The sequence below is a fragment of the Mesorhizobium shonense genome, from assembly GCF_040545255.1.
Lineage (GTDB): Bacteria > Pseudomonadota > Alphaproteobacteria > Rhizobiales > Rhizobiaceae > Mesorhizobium > Mesorhizobium shonense.
This window is the reverse complement of sequence record NZ_JBEPLM010000003.1, coordinates 251,954-267,160: the sequence shown is the minus strand read 5'-3', so window position 1 is coordinate 267,160 and position 15,207 is coordinate 251,954. Positions and strand designations below refer to the sequence as shown.

The 15,207-nt window shown below is 62.8% G+C and carries 13 protein-coding genes; 7 read left to right on the top strand and 6 right to left on the bottom strand.

The features are described from left to right. Positions 1 to 2 precede the first annotated feature (2 nt). Both ABID26_RS10685 and ABID26_RS10680 read left to right on the top strand, forming a co-directional pair. Positions 3 to 794 (top strand): ATP12 family chaperone protein, encoded by a 792-nt coding sequence (locus ABID26_RS10685; protein WP_292301397.1) that lies wholly within the window; start codon positions 3 to 5, stop codon positions 792 to 794. Between the two features lie 287 nt (positions 795 to 1,081). Next, complete coding sequence (locus ABID26_RS10680; protein ID WP_126100255.1) at positions 1,082 to 2,971, top strand: MFS transporter; 1,890 nt, start codon at positions 1,082 to 1,084, stop codon at positions 2,969 to 2,971. A gap of 80 nt (positions 2,972 to 3,051) precedes the next feature. On the opposite strand, the gene ABID26_RS10675 is transcribed toward ABID26_RS10680, so the two are convergent. Then, positions 3,052 to 3,243: a DUF2735 domain-containing protein gene (locus tag ABID26_RS10675; RefSeq protein WP_292301399.1), complete on the bottom strand. Its 192-nt coding sequence runs from the start codon at positions 3,241 to 3,243 to the stop codon at positions 3,052 to 3,054. Positions 3,244 to 3,552: 309 nt separating this feature from the next. On the opposite strand from ABID26_RS10675, the gene ABID26_RS10670 reads away from it, so the two are divergent. Beyond that, entirely contained in the window at positions 3,553 to 4,593 is a 1,041-nt protein-coding gene (locus tag ABID26_RS10670; protein ID WP_292301401.1) for a glutamine synthetase beta-grasp domain-containing protein, read from the top strand. 43 nt (positions 4,594 to 4,636) lie between these two features. After that, complete coding sequence (locus ABID26_RS10665) at positions 4,637 to 4,828, top strand: hypothetical protein (RefSeq protein WP_292301402.1); 192 nt, start codon at positions 4,637 to 4,639, stop codon at positions 4,826 to 4,828. Between the two features lie 126 nt (positions 4,829 to 4,954). Here ABID26_RS10665 and glnA read toward each other — a convergent pair whose 3' ends face one another. Together glnA and ABID26_RS10655 are read right to left on the bottom strand one after the other, a co-directional pair. After that, positions 4,955 to 6,364, bottom strand: coding sequence for a type I glutamate--ammonia ligase (gene glnA, locus ABID26_RS10660; RefSeq protein WP_126100258.1), 1,410 nt, complete (start codon positions 6,362 to 6,364; stop codon positions 4,955 to 4,957). 60 nt (positions 6,365 to 6,424) lie between these two features. Further along, on the bottom strand, positions 6,425 to 6,763 hold the full coding sequence (locus ABID26_RS10655) for a P-II family nitrogen regulator (protein WP_006205430.1): 339 nt from the start codon (positions 6,761 to 6,763) through the stop codon (positions 6,425 to 6,427). Between the two features lie 346 nt (positions 6,764 to 7,109). Between ABID26_RS10655 and ABID26_RS10650 the strand changes: the two genes are divergently transcribed. Both ABID26_RS10650 and ABID26_RS10645 read left to right on the top strand, forming a co-directional pair. Next, on the top strand, positions 7,110 to 8,636 hold the full coding sequence (locus ABID26_RS10650) for an NAD(P)H-hydrate dehydratase (protein WP_292301405.1): 1,527 nt from the start codon (positions 7,110 to 7,112) through the stop codon (positions 8,634 to 8,636). Further along, positions 8,633 to 10,639, top strand: coding sequence for a hypothetical protein (locus ABID26_RS10645; RefSeq protein WP_292345187.1), 2,007 nt, complete (start codon positions 8,633 to 8,635; stop codon positions 10,637 to 10,639). The genes ABID26_RS10650 and ABID26_RS10645 overlap by 4 nt, the downstream gene beginning before the upstream one ends. A gap of 6 nt (positions 10,640 to 10,645) precedes the next feature. Here ABID26_RS10645 and waaF read toward each other — a convergent pair whose 3' ends face one another. Then, a complete protein-coding gene (waaF, locus tag ABID26_RS10640) occupies positions 10,646 to 11,668 on the bottom strand; it encodes a lipopolysaccharide heptosyltransferase II (RefSeq protein ID WP_292301409.1) in 1,023 nt (340 codons plus the stop codon). A gap of 159 nt (positions 11,669 to 11,827) precedes the next feature. Between waaF and ABID26_RS10635 the strand changes: the two genes are divergently transcribed. After that, entirely contained in the window at positions 11,828 to 12,223 is a 396-nt protein-coding gene (locus tag ABID26_RS10635) for a DUF6165 family protein (protein ID WP_292301411.1), read from the top strand. 66 nt (positions 12,224 to 12,289) lie between these two features. Here the strand turns inward: ABID26_RS10635 and ABID26_RS10630 are convergent, their stop codons facing one another. Both ABID26_RS10630 and ABID26_RS10625 read right to left on the bottom strand, forming a co-directional pair. Then, positions 12,290 to 13,066, bottom strand: coding sequence for a glycosyltransferase (locus tag ABID26_RS10630; protein ID WP_292301413.1), 777 nt, complete (start codon positions 13,064 to 13,066; stop codon positions 12,290 to 12,292). A 286-nt stretch (positions 13,067 to 13,352) separates the two neighbouring features. After that, the gene (locus ABID26_RS10625; RefSeq protein ID WP_292301415.1) at positions 13,353 to 14,885 is read right to left on the bottom strand and encodes an acyl-CoA carboxylase subunit beta; all 1,533 of its coding nucleotides are present in this window, start codon (positions 14,883 to 14,885) and stop codon (positions 13,353 to 13,355) included. Positions 14,886 to 15,207 lie beyond the last annotated feature (322 nt).

The window sequence follows — 15,207 nt, the reverse complement described above, 5'->3', positions numbered from 1 at the left end:
ACATGCGCGACATCCTCGAAGACCTCGAAGCGGGAAAACTGCTCTCCGATCCCGATCCGGTGCGCCGCGCCCAGATCCAGATGAAGACGCCGCTGCCGAAGCGTTTCTACAAGGCGGTTTCGGTCGTGCCGGTCGAAGGTGGGTTTGCCGTCCATCTCGACGGCAGGCCGGTCCGCACGCCGGGAAAGGCGCTGCTGGCGCTGCCGACGGAAAGAGCCGCAACGCTGGTGGCGGACGAATTCTCCGCGCAGAGCGAGGTCATCGATCCGGTCACCATGCCGGTCATGCGGCTTGCCAACACCGCCATCGACGGCGTCGCCAGCGACCCGCAAGCGGTGCTGGAGGATGTCCTGCGCTTCGCTTCGTCGGACCTGCTCTGCTACCGCGCCGATGGCCCGCAAGGACTGGTCGATCGGCAAAACAAGCTCTGGGACCCGGTCCTCGATTGGGCGAGGAGCCGCCTTGGCGCGCGCTTCAATCTTGCCGAAGGCGTCATCCATGTCGAGCAGCCGCGCGAGACGATCGCCGTGCTTGGCGCCCATCTTGCCCAGCGCAGCGAGCCGCTGCGTCTGGCGGCGATCCATGTCATGACCTCGCTCACTGGATCGGCGCTGCTGGCTTTAGCCGTCGATTTCGGTGAGATCGACGGCGAGGAAGCATGGGCGGCCGGCCATGTCGACGAGGACTGGCAGATCGAGCATTGGGGCCAGGATGCCGAGGCCGTCGCGCGCCGCTCTGCCCGCAAACGCGACATGGTGGCGGCGGTCGACCTGCTCGAGGCGCTGAAAGCCTAGAAGCAATTCCAGGAAAAGTGTGCAGCGGTTTTCCGTCTGGAATTGCGTAAAGCAAAACCTGGACTGGATCAGCGATCCACCGGAGCTGAGCCACTCCAAGCGCTCTGCTCCGCTTTCGCGCTGCACCTAATACGAAAGTCATAATCCCATCGTCGCGGTGCCTTTCGCCTGCGCTTTCTGCCATTTTTTCCTTCGTTGGTTGCGTTTTTCGAGTCCGCGTTCGCAGGAATTGCGGACGGTGGCGCGCAGCCATCGAGGACAGACGGGATCCACGGGAGGATATATCAATGGTAATGGCTTCGACCGCCGGCAGAACAAGCCGCGGCATGACGCGGGAGGAAAAGAAGGTCATCTTCGCCTCTTCGCTCGGCACCGTTTTCGAATGGTACGATTTCTATCTCTACGGTTCGCTGGCCGCTTTCATCGGCGCGACCTTCTTCAGCCCGACCATCCCCGAGGCGACGCGCAACATCTTCGCGCTGCTGGCCTTTGCCGCCGGCTTCCTCGTCCGCCCGTTCGGCGCGCTGGTGTTTGGCCGCATCGGCGACCTTGTCGGCCGCAAATACACCTTTCTCGTCACCATGACGATCATGGGTCTGTCGACCTTCCTGGTCGGCCTGCTGCCCGGCTACGCGAGCTTGGGCATCGCGGCACCCGTGATCCTGATCGGGCTGCGCATGCTGCAGGGCCTGGCGCTCGGCGGCGAATATGGCGGTGCGGCGACCTATGTCGCCGAGCACGCGCCCGACGATCGCCGCGGCTACTACACGTCCTGGATACAGACCACGGCGACGCTCGGCCTGTTCCTGTCGCTGATCGTCATCCTGCTCGTCCAGAGTTCGCTCAGCAAAGAAACCTACGCCGACTGGGGCTGGCGCATTCCCTTCATCGTCTCTTTCCTGCTGCTTGCCATCTCGATCTGGATCCGGCTGTCGCTCTCGGAGTCGCCGACCTTCCAGCGCATGAAGGACGAGGGCAAGGGCTCCAAGGCGCCGTTGTCCGAGGCTTTCGGGCAGTGGAAGAACGCCAAGATCGCGCTGCTCGCGCTGCTCGGCCTCACCGCCGGCCAGGCCGTCATCTGGTACAATGGCCAATTCTATGCGTTGTTCTTCCTGCAGAATGTGCTGAAGGTCGACGCGTGGTCGGTCAACGTCATGATCGCGATCGCGCTGGCTGTCGGCTCGATCTTCTTTGTCGTGTTCGGTTGGCTGTCCGACAAGATCGGCCGCAAGCCGATCATCATGGCCGGCCTCGCTTTGGGAATCGTCTGCACCTTCCCGCTGTTCAAGGCGCTGACCTGGGCTGCCAACCCGGCCTTGGCCACCGCCCAGCAGAACACGCGTGCGACGGTGACGGCAGCGCCCGGCGACTGCCGGTTCCAGTTCAACCCGGTCGGCACGGCGAAGTTCACGACATCCTGCGATATCGCGACCTCGTTTCTGACCAAGAACTCGGTGCCTTACGACGTCGTATCGACGGCAGCACCTGGCGCCGCAGCCACGGTCAAGATCGGCAACGAGACGGTGCCTTCCTACGACGCCGTCGCCGCAGGGGATCAGGCCAAGGCCAAGGAGGCCGCCTTCCAGAAGGCGGTGAACATGTCGCTGCAGGACGGCGGCTATCCGCTGAAGCGCGGCGCGATCAAGGTGCCGGATCAGAAGCTCGACGCCTTCGTCGCGGCCAATCCGGAGTTGAAGCTCGATGCGGCTGCGATCCGCGGCGGCGAGAAGGCAGCGGTTCCGACCGAGCAGGCGGTCAAGGACAAACTGCTCACCACCGAGGAAGCCGCGGGCGCACCCGAGATCGCCGTCTACAACATCCCCGGCGGCGGTCCCTTCGCCATGGTGGCCGATCCGGCGGCCATTAACTGGCCGGTGACCATCGGCATCCTGTTCATCCTGGTGGTGTTCGTGACCATGGTCTACGGACCGATCGCCGCGATCCTGGTCGAGATGTTCCCGACCCGCATCCGCTACACCGGCATGTCGCTGCCCTACCATATCGGCAATGGCTGGTTCGGCGGCCTGCTGCCGGCGACGGTGTTCGCGCTGAGCGCCTATAAGGGCGACATCTATTACGGTCTCTGGTATCCGGTGCTGATCTCCGCGATGTCGCTGATCATCGGCATGATCTTTGTCAGGGACACGCTCGGCACCGACCTGCACGCCAAGCAATAGGCGATCGATCCTCTGCAAAGGAAAAGCCCGGCGCGAGCTCGCGCCGGGCTTTTTCATGCGAAAAGCGTTGCAGGAGGAAGTCAGCTCTTGCGCTGGTTCTCTTCCTCGATCGCCGCCTCATGGTACCAGCCGTCGAAATCGGCGTGCGTATTGCGCAGCGAGGCAAGCTCTGCCGCGAATTTGGCCTTTGCGCCTAAATTTGAGGCAGTCGCCCGGCCTGCAAGCGGGAACATCAGAATCTTTGCCGACGGACGGGACGTGATGACTTCCATTGGCGGCCTCCCTTCTTTTCCAGGAGCTTGTCGATTCAACTTTCTTCCAAGATAGGTTCTGCGATTCATTTAGGCAATATGCTCACAAAAAGATCAGTATTTGCCCATTATTTATGCATATCTCATGCCTGGACGATTACTGCGCATTGCCGAGGCGGCTCAGCAAATTCAGCGCTTTGCGACGACCATTTTGCCGCACCCGGCGCGGGGAGAGTGGCACACGAATTGCATTTTAACGACCGGCAGGCCGGCCAGCACGGCCATGCATTGATGCCGCCTTGCGGCGTCCAAGCAACGAGAGGCACTGGAATGACCAAATACAAGCTCGAGTATATCTGGCTCGACGGATACGTCCCGACCCCCAGCCTGCGCGGCAAGACCCAGATCAAGGAGTTTGCCGAGTTCCCGACGCTCGAGCAGCTGCCGCTGTGGGGCTTCGACGGCTCCTCGACGAACCAGGCCGAGGGCCACAGCTCCGACTGTGTGCTCAAGCCCGTCGCCGTCTATCCGGATCCGGCCCGCACCAATGGCGTGCTGGTCATGTGCGAAGTCATGATGCCCGATGGGGTGACGCCGCATGTCTCCAACAAGCGCGCCACCATCCTCGATGACGAGGGCGCCTGGTTCGGCTTCGAGCAGGAATATTTCTTCTACAAGGACGGCCGTCCGCTCGGCTTCCCCGAGAGCGGCTATCCGGCACCGCAGGGTCCGTACTACACCGGCGTCGGCTACAAGAATGTCGGCGATGTCGCCCGCCAGATCGTCGAGGAGCATCTCGACCTCTGCCTGGCCGCCGGCATCAACCATGAAGGCATCAACGCCGAGGTGGCCAAGGGCCAGTGGGAATTCCAGATCTTCGGCAAGGGCTCGAAGAAGGCCGCCGACCAGATGTGGATGGCTCGCTACCTGCTGCTGCGCCTGACAGAGAAGTACGGCATCGACATCGAGTTCCACTGCAAGCCGCTCGGCGACACCGACTGGAACGGCTCGGGCATGCATTGCAACTTCTCCACCGCCTACATGCGTGAAGTTGGCGGCAAGGCCTATTTCGAGGCGCTTATGGTGCAGTTCGACAAGAACCTGATGGACCACATCGCCGTCTACGGCCCGGACAACGACAAGCGCCTGACCGGCAAGCACGAGACCGCGCCGTGGAACAAGTTCAGCTACGGCGTCGCCGACCGCGGCGCCTCGATCCGCGTGCCGCACTCCTTCGTCAAGAACGACTACAAGGGCTATCTGGAAGACCGCCGGCCGAACTCGCAGGGCGACCCCTACCAGATCGCCTCGCAGGTCCTGAAGACGATCTCGCAGGTCCCGACCGATGCGAAGGTCTCGGCGGCCGCCTGATCCTTCTTATCGGCGCGGGCTGCAGGCCCGCGGCGTGAGGTGAATGACAAAAAAAGCCCCGGTGGGAAAAACGCCGGGGCTTTTTGCATGGGGATCGGTGAGAGTTCCGCCGCGCGGCCGTCAGTCGGCGGTGACGCTACTAGAGCAATTCCAGGAAAAGTGTGTAACGGTTTTCCGTCTGGAATTGCGTAAAAACAAAAAGAGAAAGCGGTTCGGCGTTTCCGTGAAACGGTGAACCGCTCTACGATCTCGTGCGGCATGCCAGGAGTGCGGTTGCCGCCATGGGGCGGCGGAATAGAGCAAATGAAAGCCCTTGGAAGGTTTCCCTTCCAAGGGCTGAATTTTCTATTCGATCAAAATGTTAGACTGAATAGTACATGTCGTACTCGACCGGGTGCGGGGTCATTTCGAAGCGCATGACCTCGGCCATTTTCAGCTCGATGTAAGAGTCGATCTGGTCGTCGTCGAAGACGCCGCCGGCCTTCAGGAAGCCGCGGTCCTTGTCGAGGCTCTGCAGCGCTTCGCGCAGCGAGCCGCAGACGGTCGGGATCTTCTTCAGCTCCTTCGGCGGCAGGTCGTAGAGATCCTTGTCCATCGGCTGCCCGGGATGGATCTTGTTCTTGATGCCGTCGAGGCCCGCCATCAGCATGGCGGCGAAGCCGAGATAGGGGTTCGCGCCCGGATCGGGGAAGCGGACCTCGACGCGCTTCGACTTCGGCGACGAGCCGAACGGAATGCGGCAGGAGGCCGAGCGGTTGCGCGCCGAATAGGCGAGCAGCACCGGCGCTTCGTAACCCGGCACCAGACGCTTGTAGGAGTTGGTCAGCGGGTTGGTGAAGGCGTTGATCGCCTTGGCGTGCTTGATGATGCCGCCGATATAGAACAGGCAGGTCTCCGACAGGCCGGCATATTCGTTGCCGGCGAAGGTCGGCTTGCCGCCCTTCCAGATCGACTGGTGGACGTGCATGCCCGAGCCGTTGTCGCCGAACACCGGCTTCGGCATGAAGGTGGCCGTCTTGCCATAGGCATTGGCGACCTGGTGCACGACATACTTGTAGATCAGCATCTTGTCGGCGTTTCGCACCAGCGTGTCGAACTTGATGCCGAGCTCGTGCTGGGCGGCGGCGACCTCGTGGTGATGCTTCTCGACGCGCACGCCCATCTCGGCAAGCACGGTCAGCATCTCGGAGCGCATGTCCTGGCAGGAATCGACCGGCGGCACAGGGAAATAGCCGCCCTTGATGCGCGGACGGTGGCCGAGATTGCCCGTCTCGTAGTCGGTGTCGTCGTTGGACGGCAGCTCGGTCGAGTCGAGGCGGAAACCGGTGTTGTAGGGATCGACCTTGTACTTGACGTCGTCGAACACGAAGAACTCGGCTTCCGGGCCGACATAGACGGTGTCGCCGATGCCTTCCGACTTCATGTAGGCCTCGGCCTTCTTGGCGGTGCCGCGCGGGTCGCGGTTATAGGCCTCGCCGGATACCGGATCGAGGATGTCGCACAGGATGACCATGGTCGACTGGGCAAAGAACGGATCCATGTGGACGGTATCCGTGTCTGGCATCAGCACCATGTCGGACTCGTTGATCGCCTTCCAGCCGGCGATCGAGGAGCCGTCGAACATCACGCCGTCGGCGAACATGTCTTCCTCGACTTCGACGACATCCATCGTCACATGCTGCAGCTTGCCCCGCGGATCGGTGAAGCGCAGGTCGACGAACTTCACGTCGTTGTCCTTGATCTGCTTCATGATGTCTTTGGCTGTCGTCATGTCATGTATCCCTGTGTGATGACGTTTTTTGATGATGACGGTTCAGAAAGATGGATGGCGTCAGACGGCGTCCATGCCGGTCTCGCCGGTGCGGATGCGGACGACTTCCTCGATGTTGGAGACGAAGATCTTGCCGTCGCCGATGCGGCCGGTCTGCGCCGCCTTGCGGATGGCTTCGATGGCGCCTTCGACGGCGTCGTCGCCGAGCACCACCTCGATCTTCACCTTGGGCAGGAAGTCGACGACATATTCAGCACCGCGATAGAGTTCGGTGTGGCCTTTCTGCCGGCCAAAGCCTTTGGCCTCGGTAACGGTGATGCCCTGCAGTCCGGCCTCCTGAAGCGCTTCCTTCACTTCGTCCAGCTTGAATGGCTTGATGATCGCTTCGATTTTTTTCATGTAGAAAGTGGCCTCCACTGCCAAAGAGACGGGTTGTGCGCCCCGCTTGCGCCTCCATCAAGCACGAAGCGTGCCAATTCCAGGTTGTTGGAGACGGTATCGGGCGATTCAGATGCCATGCAGCACCCGGATGCAAATTCGCGTCATCGGCTGCATTGGATGCGTCATCGACGCCCAAAGCCTATACATCGCTCCTCCATCCGTCTGCGCAAAATTTGGGCATATAGCGCAATTTGCAGGCAGATTCCCCTCCAGGCGCCGCCGCTTTGGACTGGCATTCGGCCGCTGCTGTTTGCTTCGAACCGCAAATCGGACAATGCTTGATCGGATGGAGATCGGCAATCCCATGCACAATGAACTTCTTTCACCGGCCGAAATGGCCAAGGCTGACCGACTGGCGATCGCGGAAGGTCCGCTCGACGGCTACGGGTTGATGCGCCGAGCCGGCGCGGCGGTCGCGGCCGAGGTCCTGGCACGCTATCCGGCGGCGACACGGGTGCACGTGCTGTGTGGCCCCGGCAACAATGGCGGCGACGGTTATGTCGTGGCGCGGCTGCTCCAAGAGAGCGGCGTCGACGTCGCGATGTGGGTGTCAGGCGAGCCGCGGGCAGGCGGCGACGCCGCGCTTGCCGCGGCCGACTGCCCGCTCGAGCGTCGACCGCTGTCCGCCTTCGCCGCCGAGCCCGGCACGCTCGTGGTCGACGCGCTGTACGGCGCAGGGCTCTCAAAGCCGCTTTCGGGCGACGCCGCCAGGGCGGTGCAGGTCGTGACGAATCTCGGCTTGCCGGTCGTCGCTGTAGACCTGCCTTCCGGCGTTTCCGGCGAAAGCGGCGATATCCTCGGCAGCGCGTTCCGCGCGGCCATGACAGTGACCTTCGCGCGAAAAAAGCCCGGACATCTGCTTTTGCCTGGCCGCGAGCAATGCGGCGAGATCGTGCTTGCCGACATCGGCATCGGTGACGAAGTCATCGCCCGGATCGCGCCGCGAACCTTCGAGAACGGACCGGCACTCTGGCTGGCCACCTTTCCGGTCCCGGCTGTCGATGCGCACAAATACAGGCGGGGCCATGCGAGCGTCTTTTCCGGCGGACCTTCGGCGACAGGTGCCGCGCGCTTGTCGGCGCTTGCAGCCGCAAGAAGCGGGGCAGGGGCGGTTACGGTCCTGTCGCCGGCGAACGCCATGCAGGTGAACGCCGCCCATCTGACCTCGATCATGTTGCGCAAGGCCGATACGGCTGCCGATCTCGGCGCTTTCCTCACCGATCGCCGCCCTTCGTGCTTTGTGCTCGGCCCGGGGTTTGGCGTCGGCGAAAAAGCGCGCGATTTTGCCCTTGCGCTGCTCGGCGCCCGGCAAGCGCGGGACGCCGGCGTTGAAGGGCTGGTGCTCGACGCTGACGGCATCACCTCGTTTCGCGACGAGCCTGAGACATTGTTCCAGGCGGCCCGCGGATCCGGCGCGCCGGCGCTGGTGATGACGCCGCATGAGGGTGAACTCGGCCGGCTGTTCCCTGACATTGCGGACGACAAGGCGCTTTCGAAACTCGCCAAGGCGCGAGCGGCGGCGGCACGGGCCAATGCCACCGTCATCTACAAGGGGGCCGATACGGTGATCGCCGCGCCGGATGGCCGCGCTGCCATCAACAGCAATGGCGCGCCATGGCTCGCCACCGCGGGCTCCGGCGATGTGTTGGCAGGGATCATCGCCGGGCTGCTGGCGCAGGGTATGCCGGCGTTCGAAGCGGCCTGCGCTGCCGTCTGGGTTCATGCCGAAGCCGGCAGCCGGTTCGGACCCGGACTGATCGCTGAAGATTTGCCTTTGGCCATGGTGCCTGTGCTGCGCGAGTTGGTGGAAAGCGGGATGGCCGCCCGATGACGCGGCTGGCGATCCTCGTCGCGGTCGCCGCCATCGCAGTCTTTGGCGTGCCGGCGGCTCATGCCGCCAGTCGTACAGTCACGATCGTGGACGATCCACGCTTGCTCGCCGCGCTCGATGCCAAGGGCTTCGGCTTCGCCGGCATCTTCGGTGCCGGCGGCAAGGACGACCTGAAAACGCTCTACGACGCGGCGCCGGCTTACCACGCCATCATCGACATCGTGGCCGCCGATGTCGCGGCACTCCGCGCGGAAATGAAGGCCGGCGGACGGCCGCTCTATGAAGTTACCGACGGCAATGTCGGCCGCATCATCGACATGCGCTGGCTGAAGACCAACGCCGCGCGCTTCCGGCTGGTCGGCGTCGCCAACCGGCTCGACCGGCGCGACTTCGCGGAACTCGGCAAGGAGCCTGGCTGCGGCGAGGTGCGTTTCGTCTACCGCCTTGCCTATAGTTTCAAGAAGAGCGGCAAGGTTTTGGCCTCGCGGCTGCCGTTCAACTTCAATGCCGTCTACCGCGTCGCTGCGGACGCCGACGGCGGCTGTACCGGTGCTGCCGGACGGTGGACGCCCCAGCTCGACGAGGCGGTCGATGCCGGCTGGCTGACCGGCGGACCGCTGGAAAAACCGAGCCTCTCCTTCAAGCAGCTCGAACTCAACGCCCAGGTGGTGCGCTTTCCTTCCGGCCAGGAGACCGAGTTCGGCGGGCAGGCCGCCTATCTCATGCGGATCTTCATCATCGACGGGGCAGCCGTCAGCGAGAAGCCGCTGGAAAACACGCCCGACACCGCACGCATTGCGGAAGACGCACAGTTGAAAGCAAAACTTGCCGACTATGTCCGCGCCAATGCTGCGGCGGTCGATCTCGGCGTCTACGAAATCCCGGATGAATTCCTGGCGAAGAAAGTCATCTCGTGGTCGACCTTCGGCAGCGCCAGGCAGGCCAACCATCCGTTCACGCCGCTCATCGACCCGGAAGAGTTTGCCGACCTCGACTATTCGAAGTTTTCACTGGCGCGCACGCCGGAAGCCATGGTCGAACGGCTCGACAACGGCGCCTGCCAGGGCTGCCATCAGGCGGGCTCGACCGCCGGTTTCCATTTCATCGGGCTCGACGACGGCACGACCTCGCCGCTCAACCGCATCGAGGTCGGCATCTCGCCGCATCTCCATGCCGAGATCCCGCGCCGTGAGGCCTGGCTGCAGGCAACGGCCGAGGGCAAGGAGCCCAACCGATTTCGCCCGCTGTCCTTCGCGCCGCCGGCGGTCTGGAAAGACACCGGCGAGATAACCTATGCGCCCGCCGAGACGGCGATGCCGTGCCTTGTGGCGGAAGACGCGGCTCGCTTCGGCAGCACCTGGCAATGCGGAAGCGGCACGACTTGCACGCCGATCGCGGCGGCTTCAGGGGTCAGAACGAAACTCGCGCAATGCCTGTTGCCCAAAGACAGCGAGAAGATTTTCTCCGGCCATCCCTGCCTGACCGGCACCATTGCCAGCAACGCCGCGCAGCCCTTCGACGACCGCTACAAGATCACCAGCCAGTTCGCGGCCTTTGCGCCGGCGATTTCGCGCACCGCCTATACCTGCCGCCCACCCAAGATCGGTGTTCCAGGCGGCTTCGCCTATCGCGGCTGCGACGCTAAGGATCTGGCCTTCTCCGCCTTCAAGGCCGGCAGGCCGATGCCAAGCGAAATCTGCGGCCTGGTCGGCGGCAAGAAGTTCGACATCTGCGTGGCGACCAACAATTTCGACCAGTGTCTCGGCGGCGCCGTCAATCGCGGCAACCGCCCGGCCTGCTCGGCCGAGCATTTCTGCCGCGAGGACTATATGTGCCAGTCGCTGCCGTCCGATACGCCGGGCGCGGCCAAGGTCAAGGGCATCGGCTTCTGCTCGCCGACCTACTTTCTGTTCCAGATGCGCATCGACAACCATGCGACGCCTTGGGCGAACACCGCCCGTGCGAGCATGAGCGCGGGGTTCGGAGCAGCGGAAGAAGAGTAGGGGGCGTCATGCGCTTTGGGGGTGGCGTGCCTCTTCAAGAGCGCCGGCCAGGGCCTCGCGTACTCTTTCCTCGCTGACGCCCAACGTGTCCTTGATCCAGCTCGGGGTCGAAATGGGCGGCTCAAGAAGGCGAACATGCTCATTCACCGGCGCGTGGAGGTATGAGAGATTCGAGCCGAAAATGAGCACGCATGGAATATTCAACGCTGCGGCGGCATGCGACATGCCGCCATTGACACCAAGGAACAGCGCTGAGGCGCCCAGTTGATACATCACATCGATCAGCGGCGTGGTGGTGAAATCGACCGCTTGCGGCACTCCGGCGCGAATCCGGTTCGCGGTATTGTGTTCGCGAGGGCCTCCGACGATCCACACGGCCCAGCCTTGGTCGGAATAGTCCTTCGCGATCGAGATGAAGCGCTCCACCGGCCACGATCGGGGGCTTTCCATATCCCCGGTAAAAATCGTCAGGGCCGGCTTGTCGGCTTCGACGCCGGCACGGCTGCGCCAGTCATCCAATTCCGCGGCGGGAATGATCATCTGCGGCGCCGGCCAATCAACGTTGGCCATCGGCTTTGCGCCCAGCGTGACAATGGAGCACACCTCTTCATAGAGGCGTGTCTTGCGCGGGCCGAACGCCCATAAATGCCGCAGCCAGCCGGTCGGCAGGCGGTTGACCAAACCGAACTGCAGCTCCTGCGGGTAGCCGATGCGCTCCGGTATGCCGGCCATGAACGGTATCAGGGCCGCTTTGATCGTGCTCGTCATGAGATAGGCCGAGCCATAGTTCTCTTTGCGGAGTTCGCCAGCGAGATTGCGGCGTTCCGCCAAGCCCAACTCCATAGGCTGCCTCTTGAGCGCCCAGGCTTTGCGGATATGCGGCATGAACCGGGCAAAAGCCACGTTGCCTGGCGCTGTCACAACGTCAATCGGGCGGTCGGGAAACCGCTCCGCCAGGATGCGGATGGCCGAATGACAGCGGACGAAATCGCCGACCGCCGGAAATCCGACCAGGAGAATTGGATCCAACAGATATACCTTTCAATTCTTTCGCGCCGGGGCGCGCCTCCGCCATCCGGCCGATTGACTTCGCTCGTTTCGGCTGCCTATTGCCGCTACTCTGTCCGGTGAGGTCCATATTCCCCGCCGCTAATGTTTGACAAGGCTCACCGGAAAAGGACAATTTGCATGGTCCGCCCCATACTCGTCGAGATCGCCCCCGGCGAATTGCTGGACAAGATATCGATCCTCGAGATCAAGGCGGCAAGCATTGCCGACGCGTCCAAGCGCGCCAACGTCCTGCACGAACTGGAGCAATTGTCGCGTGTCCGCGGTGAGCACATCTCGGAATCGGAGGCGTTGGCGGGTCTTTACGCAGACCTGAAGGCCGTCAATCAGGCGCTTTGGGTTATCGAGGACGATATCCGCGTGGAGGAACTCAACAAGCGTTTCGGCGATCGTTTCGTTGCACTCGCCCGCAGCGTCTATCGGACGAACGATCGTCGCGCCGCGCTAAAGCGGGAGATAAACCTGCTGCTGAACTCCACGATCGTCGAGGAAAAATCCTACGAAAACTACGACTAGGCAAGCCGCCTCACAAAACGGACGACGCGAGAGAAAAATGCTGGTGGCGAGCGGGTTTGGAAGCTGTCACGGAAGCGCTTCGCCATCGAGGATGCGGGTGTAGAGCTCGAGATAGGCTTTCGCGGCCTTCTGAATTGGGAATCTGTCGGCGGCCGATTCGCGGCATTTCCCCGCACACAGGTCCGCGATCTCGGCAAGACCGCAGGCGAACTCCTCGTCGCTCTCGAAGAACCGACCGGTGTCCGCGTCCACTGTCTCCGGCAATGCGCCGCGCGGCGTGGTCAGAACGGGCGTGCCGCACAGCATGGCCTCGACCGGCGCATTGCCGAAGGGCTCTTCCCAGGCGATCGGATTGAGGAAGGCCTTCGATGCGCCGAGAAGGCGCAGCTTGTCCTCGCCGTCAACGACGCCGTTGAAACGATAGCGGCGAGGAAGACTTTTGAAAAAGACGCCCTCGCGGCGGGTTTGGCTTCGGCCCAGCAGCTTCCACCGCGAGCCGCCGGCGATATCGAGGGGGAAGTCGAATTTCCTGGCAAGGTCGACTGCCCGGGCCAGGCCCTTTCCGGCACGTGCGATGGCCGCCATGAAGAGGAGATGGTCGTTCCTCGATTTGGCGGGCCGATAGTCGTCAACCGGAAATCCGTTGTAGACGAAGGTCTTGCGGCCGTGCAGCTGGGCGTGCCGGGCGCTGATGAAGCTCCAATTCGGTTGCGGCCGCGGATAGTCCGGCAAATGGCCGCGCTCGGTGTTGAGGGTCGGGAAGGGAACTTCGACCTTCCACGCGTGAAGGTGAACAATCTGGGTGTGCGGTGGGATCGCCGCGCGGCATTCGGCGTCGCTCACCGCATGCCTAACTTCGCACAGTGGATGCGAAGATCCCGGTCCGGCGACGAGAACGACTTGGTGCCCCTGCCTGGCCAGTTCAGTGGCCAACCAGTCAACCTGACGTTCTATCCCGCCATAGCCTTCGCACGGAATAACGCCCTTCGTTGCAAGGGTTATTAGCATTCCCGCATCAATGGCGTCAGGAGATGCTAATTGTCAACCTTCCAAAGCGGCGATGATTTGGAAAGCACAGATCTCTGATGGAAGTGCTGGCCGACTTGATGCGAGACTTGGACGGAACGCCTCACAGCGGAATGTTGTCGTGCTTCTTCCAGGGGTTCTGCATGTCCTTGTTGCGCAGCATGCGCAGCCCCCGCGCGATACGGCGGCGCGTCGAGTGCGGCATGATCACCTCGTCGACATAGCCGCGCTCGGCAGCGACGAAGGGCGACAGGAAGCGATCCTCGTAAGCCTTTGTGTGGGCTGCGATCTTCTCCGCGTTGCCGATGTCCTTGCGGTAGATGATCTCGACCGCGCCCCTTGCGCCCATCACCGCGATCTGCGCCGTCGGCCAGGCATAGTTCATGTCGCCGCGCAGGTGCTTTGACGCCATCACGTCGTAGGCGCCGCCATAGGCCTTGCGGGTGATCACGGTGATCTTCGGCACGGTTGCCTCGGCATAAGCGAAGAGCAGCTTGGCGCCATGCTTGATCAGCCCGCCATATTCCTGCGCGGTGCCGGGCAGGAAGCCCGGAACGTCGACGAAGGTGACGATCGGGATCGAGAAACAGTCGCAGAAACGCACGAAGCGCGCCGCCTTGCGGCTGGCGTCGGAATCGAGCACGCCCGCCAGCACCATCGGCTGGTTGGCAACGAAGCCGACGGTCCGACCATCGACGCGGCCGAAGCCGGTGACGATGTTCTTGGCAAAACTCGCCTGGATCTCGAAGAAGTCGCCTTCGTCGGCGACTTTCAGGATCAGTTCCTTGATATCATACGGCTTGTTGGCGTTGTCGGGGATCAGCCGGTCGAGCGACATGTCGTGATCCGTCACCGACTGGTAGCATTCGACCTCGGGTATCTCGGCGGTGTTGGAGGCGGGCAGAAGATCGATCAGCCGGCGCATCTGCAGAAGCGCTTCGACGTCGTTGTCATAAGCGCCGTCGGCGATGGAGGATCTGTTCGTGTGCACCGTGGCGCCGCCCAGGCTCTCGGCGGTCACCGTCTCGTTGGTCACCGTCTTCACCACATCCGGCCCGGTGACGAACATGTAGGAGGTGTCGCGCACCATGAAGATGAAGTCGGTCATGGCGGGCGAATAGACGTCGCCGCCGGCGCAGGGACCCATGATCAGCGAAATCTGCGGGATGACGCCGGAGGCGAGCACATTGCGCTGGAAAATCTCGGCATAGCCGCCGAGCGCGGCCACCCCCTCCTGGATGCGGGCGCCGCCGGCATCGTAGAGGCCGATGATCGGCGCGCGGTTGCGCAGCGCCATCTCCTGGACCTTGACCACTTTCTCCGCATGCGCCTCCGACAGCGAGCCGCCGAAGACGGTGAAATCCTTGGCGAACAGATAGATGGGGCGCCCATTGACCGTGCCCCAACCGGTGACGACGCCGTCGCCCGCGATCTTGGTCTTCTCCATGCCGAAGTCGGTGGAGCGGTGCTCGACATACATGTCGAACTCCTCGAACGAACCCTCGTCGAGGAACACCTCGATGCGCTCACGAGCGGTGAGCTTGCCTTTCTTGTGCTGGGCCTCGATCCGTTCCTTGCCACCACCCATACGGGCGATCTCGCGGCGGCGCTCGAGTTCCTTCAGCACGTCCTTCATCCCTGGCTCCAAAAAGGAAAGGTGATTTGTGGTAATGGCGAGGGCAGCCAAGCGCAAGCGGCGCGTTTCGACCGCGGATTTGCTGCGCTGCAACATCACCTCTTGCATTTTAGGCCGGACTCGGCCATATGCGGCGGCATAGGCGCTTGGGCCGGTTCTGTCCGGCTTTCTCCACGAATGAGACTGGTTGCGTCTGTTTTCCCTCTTTCCGGTTGATCGGCAAGGTGGCGAAAGAGCCCCGGAGCATGAAGCTCGCGGGCACGACAGCGCAGCCGCGCGGACGCTTCCGTCCGCCGCCTCGTCGTTTCCTGACAATTTTCGA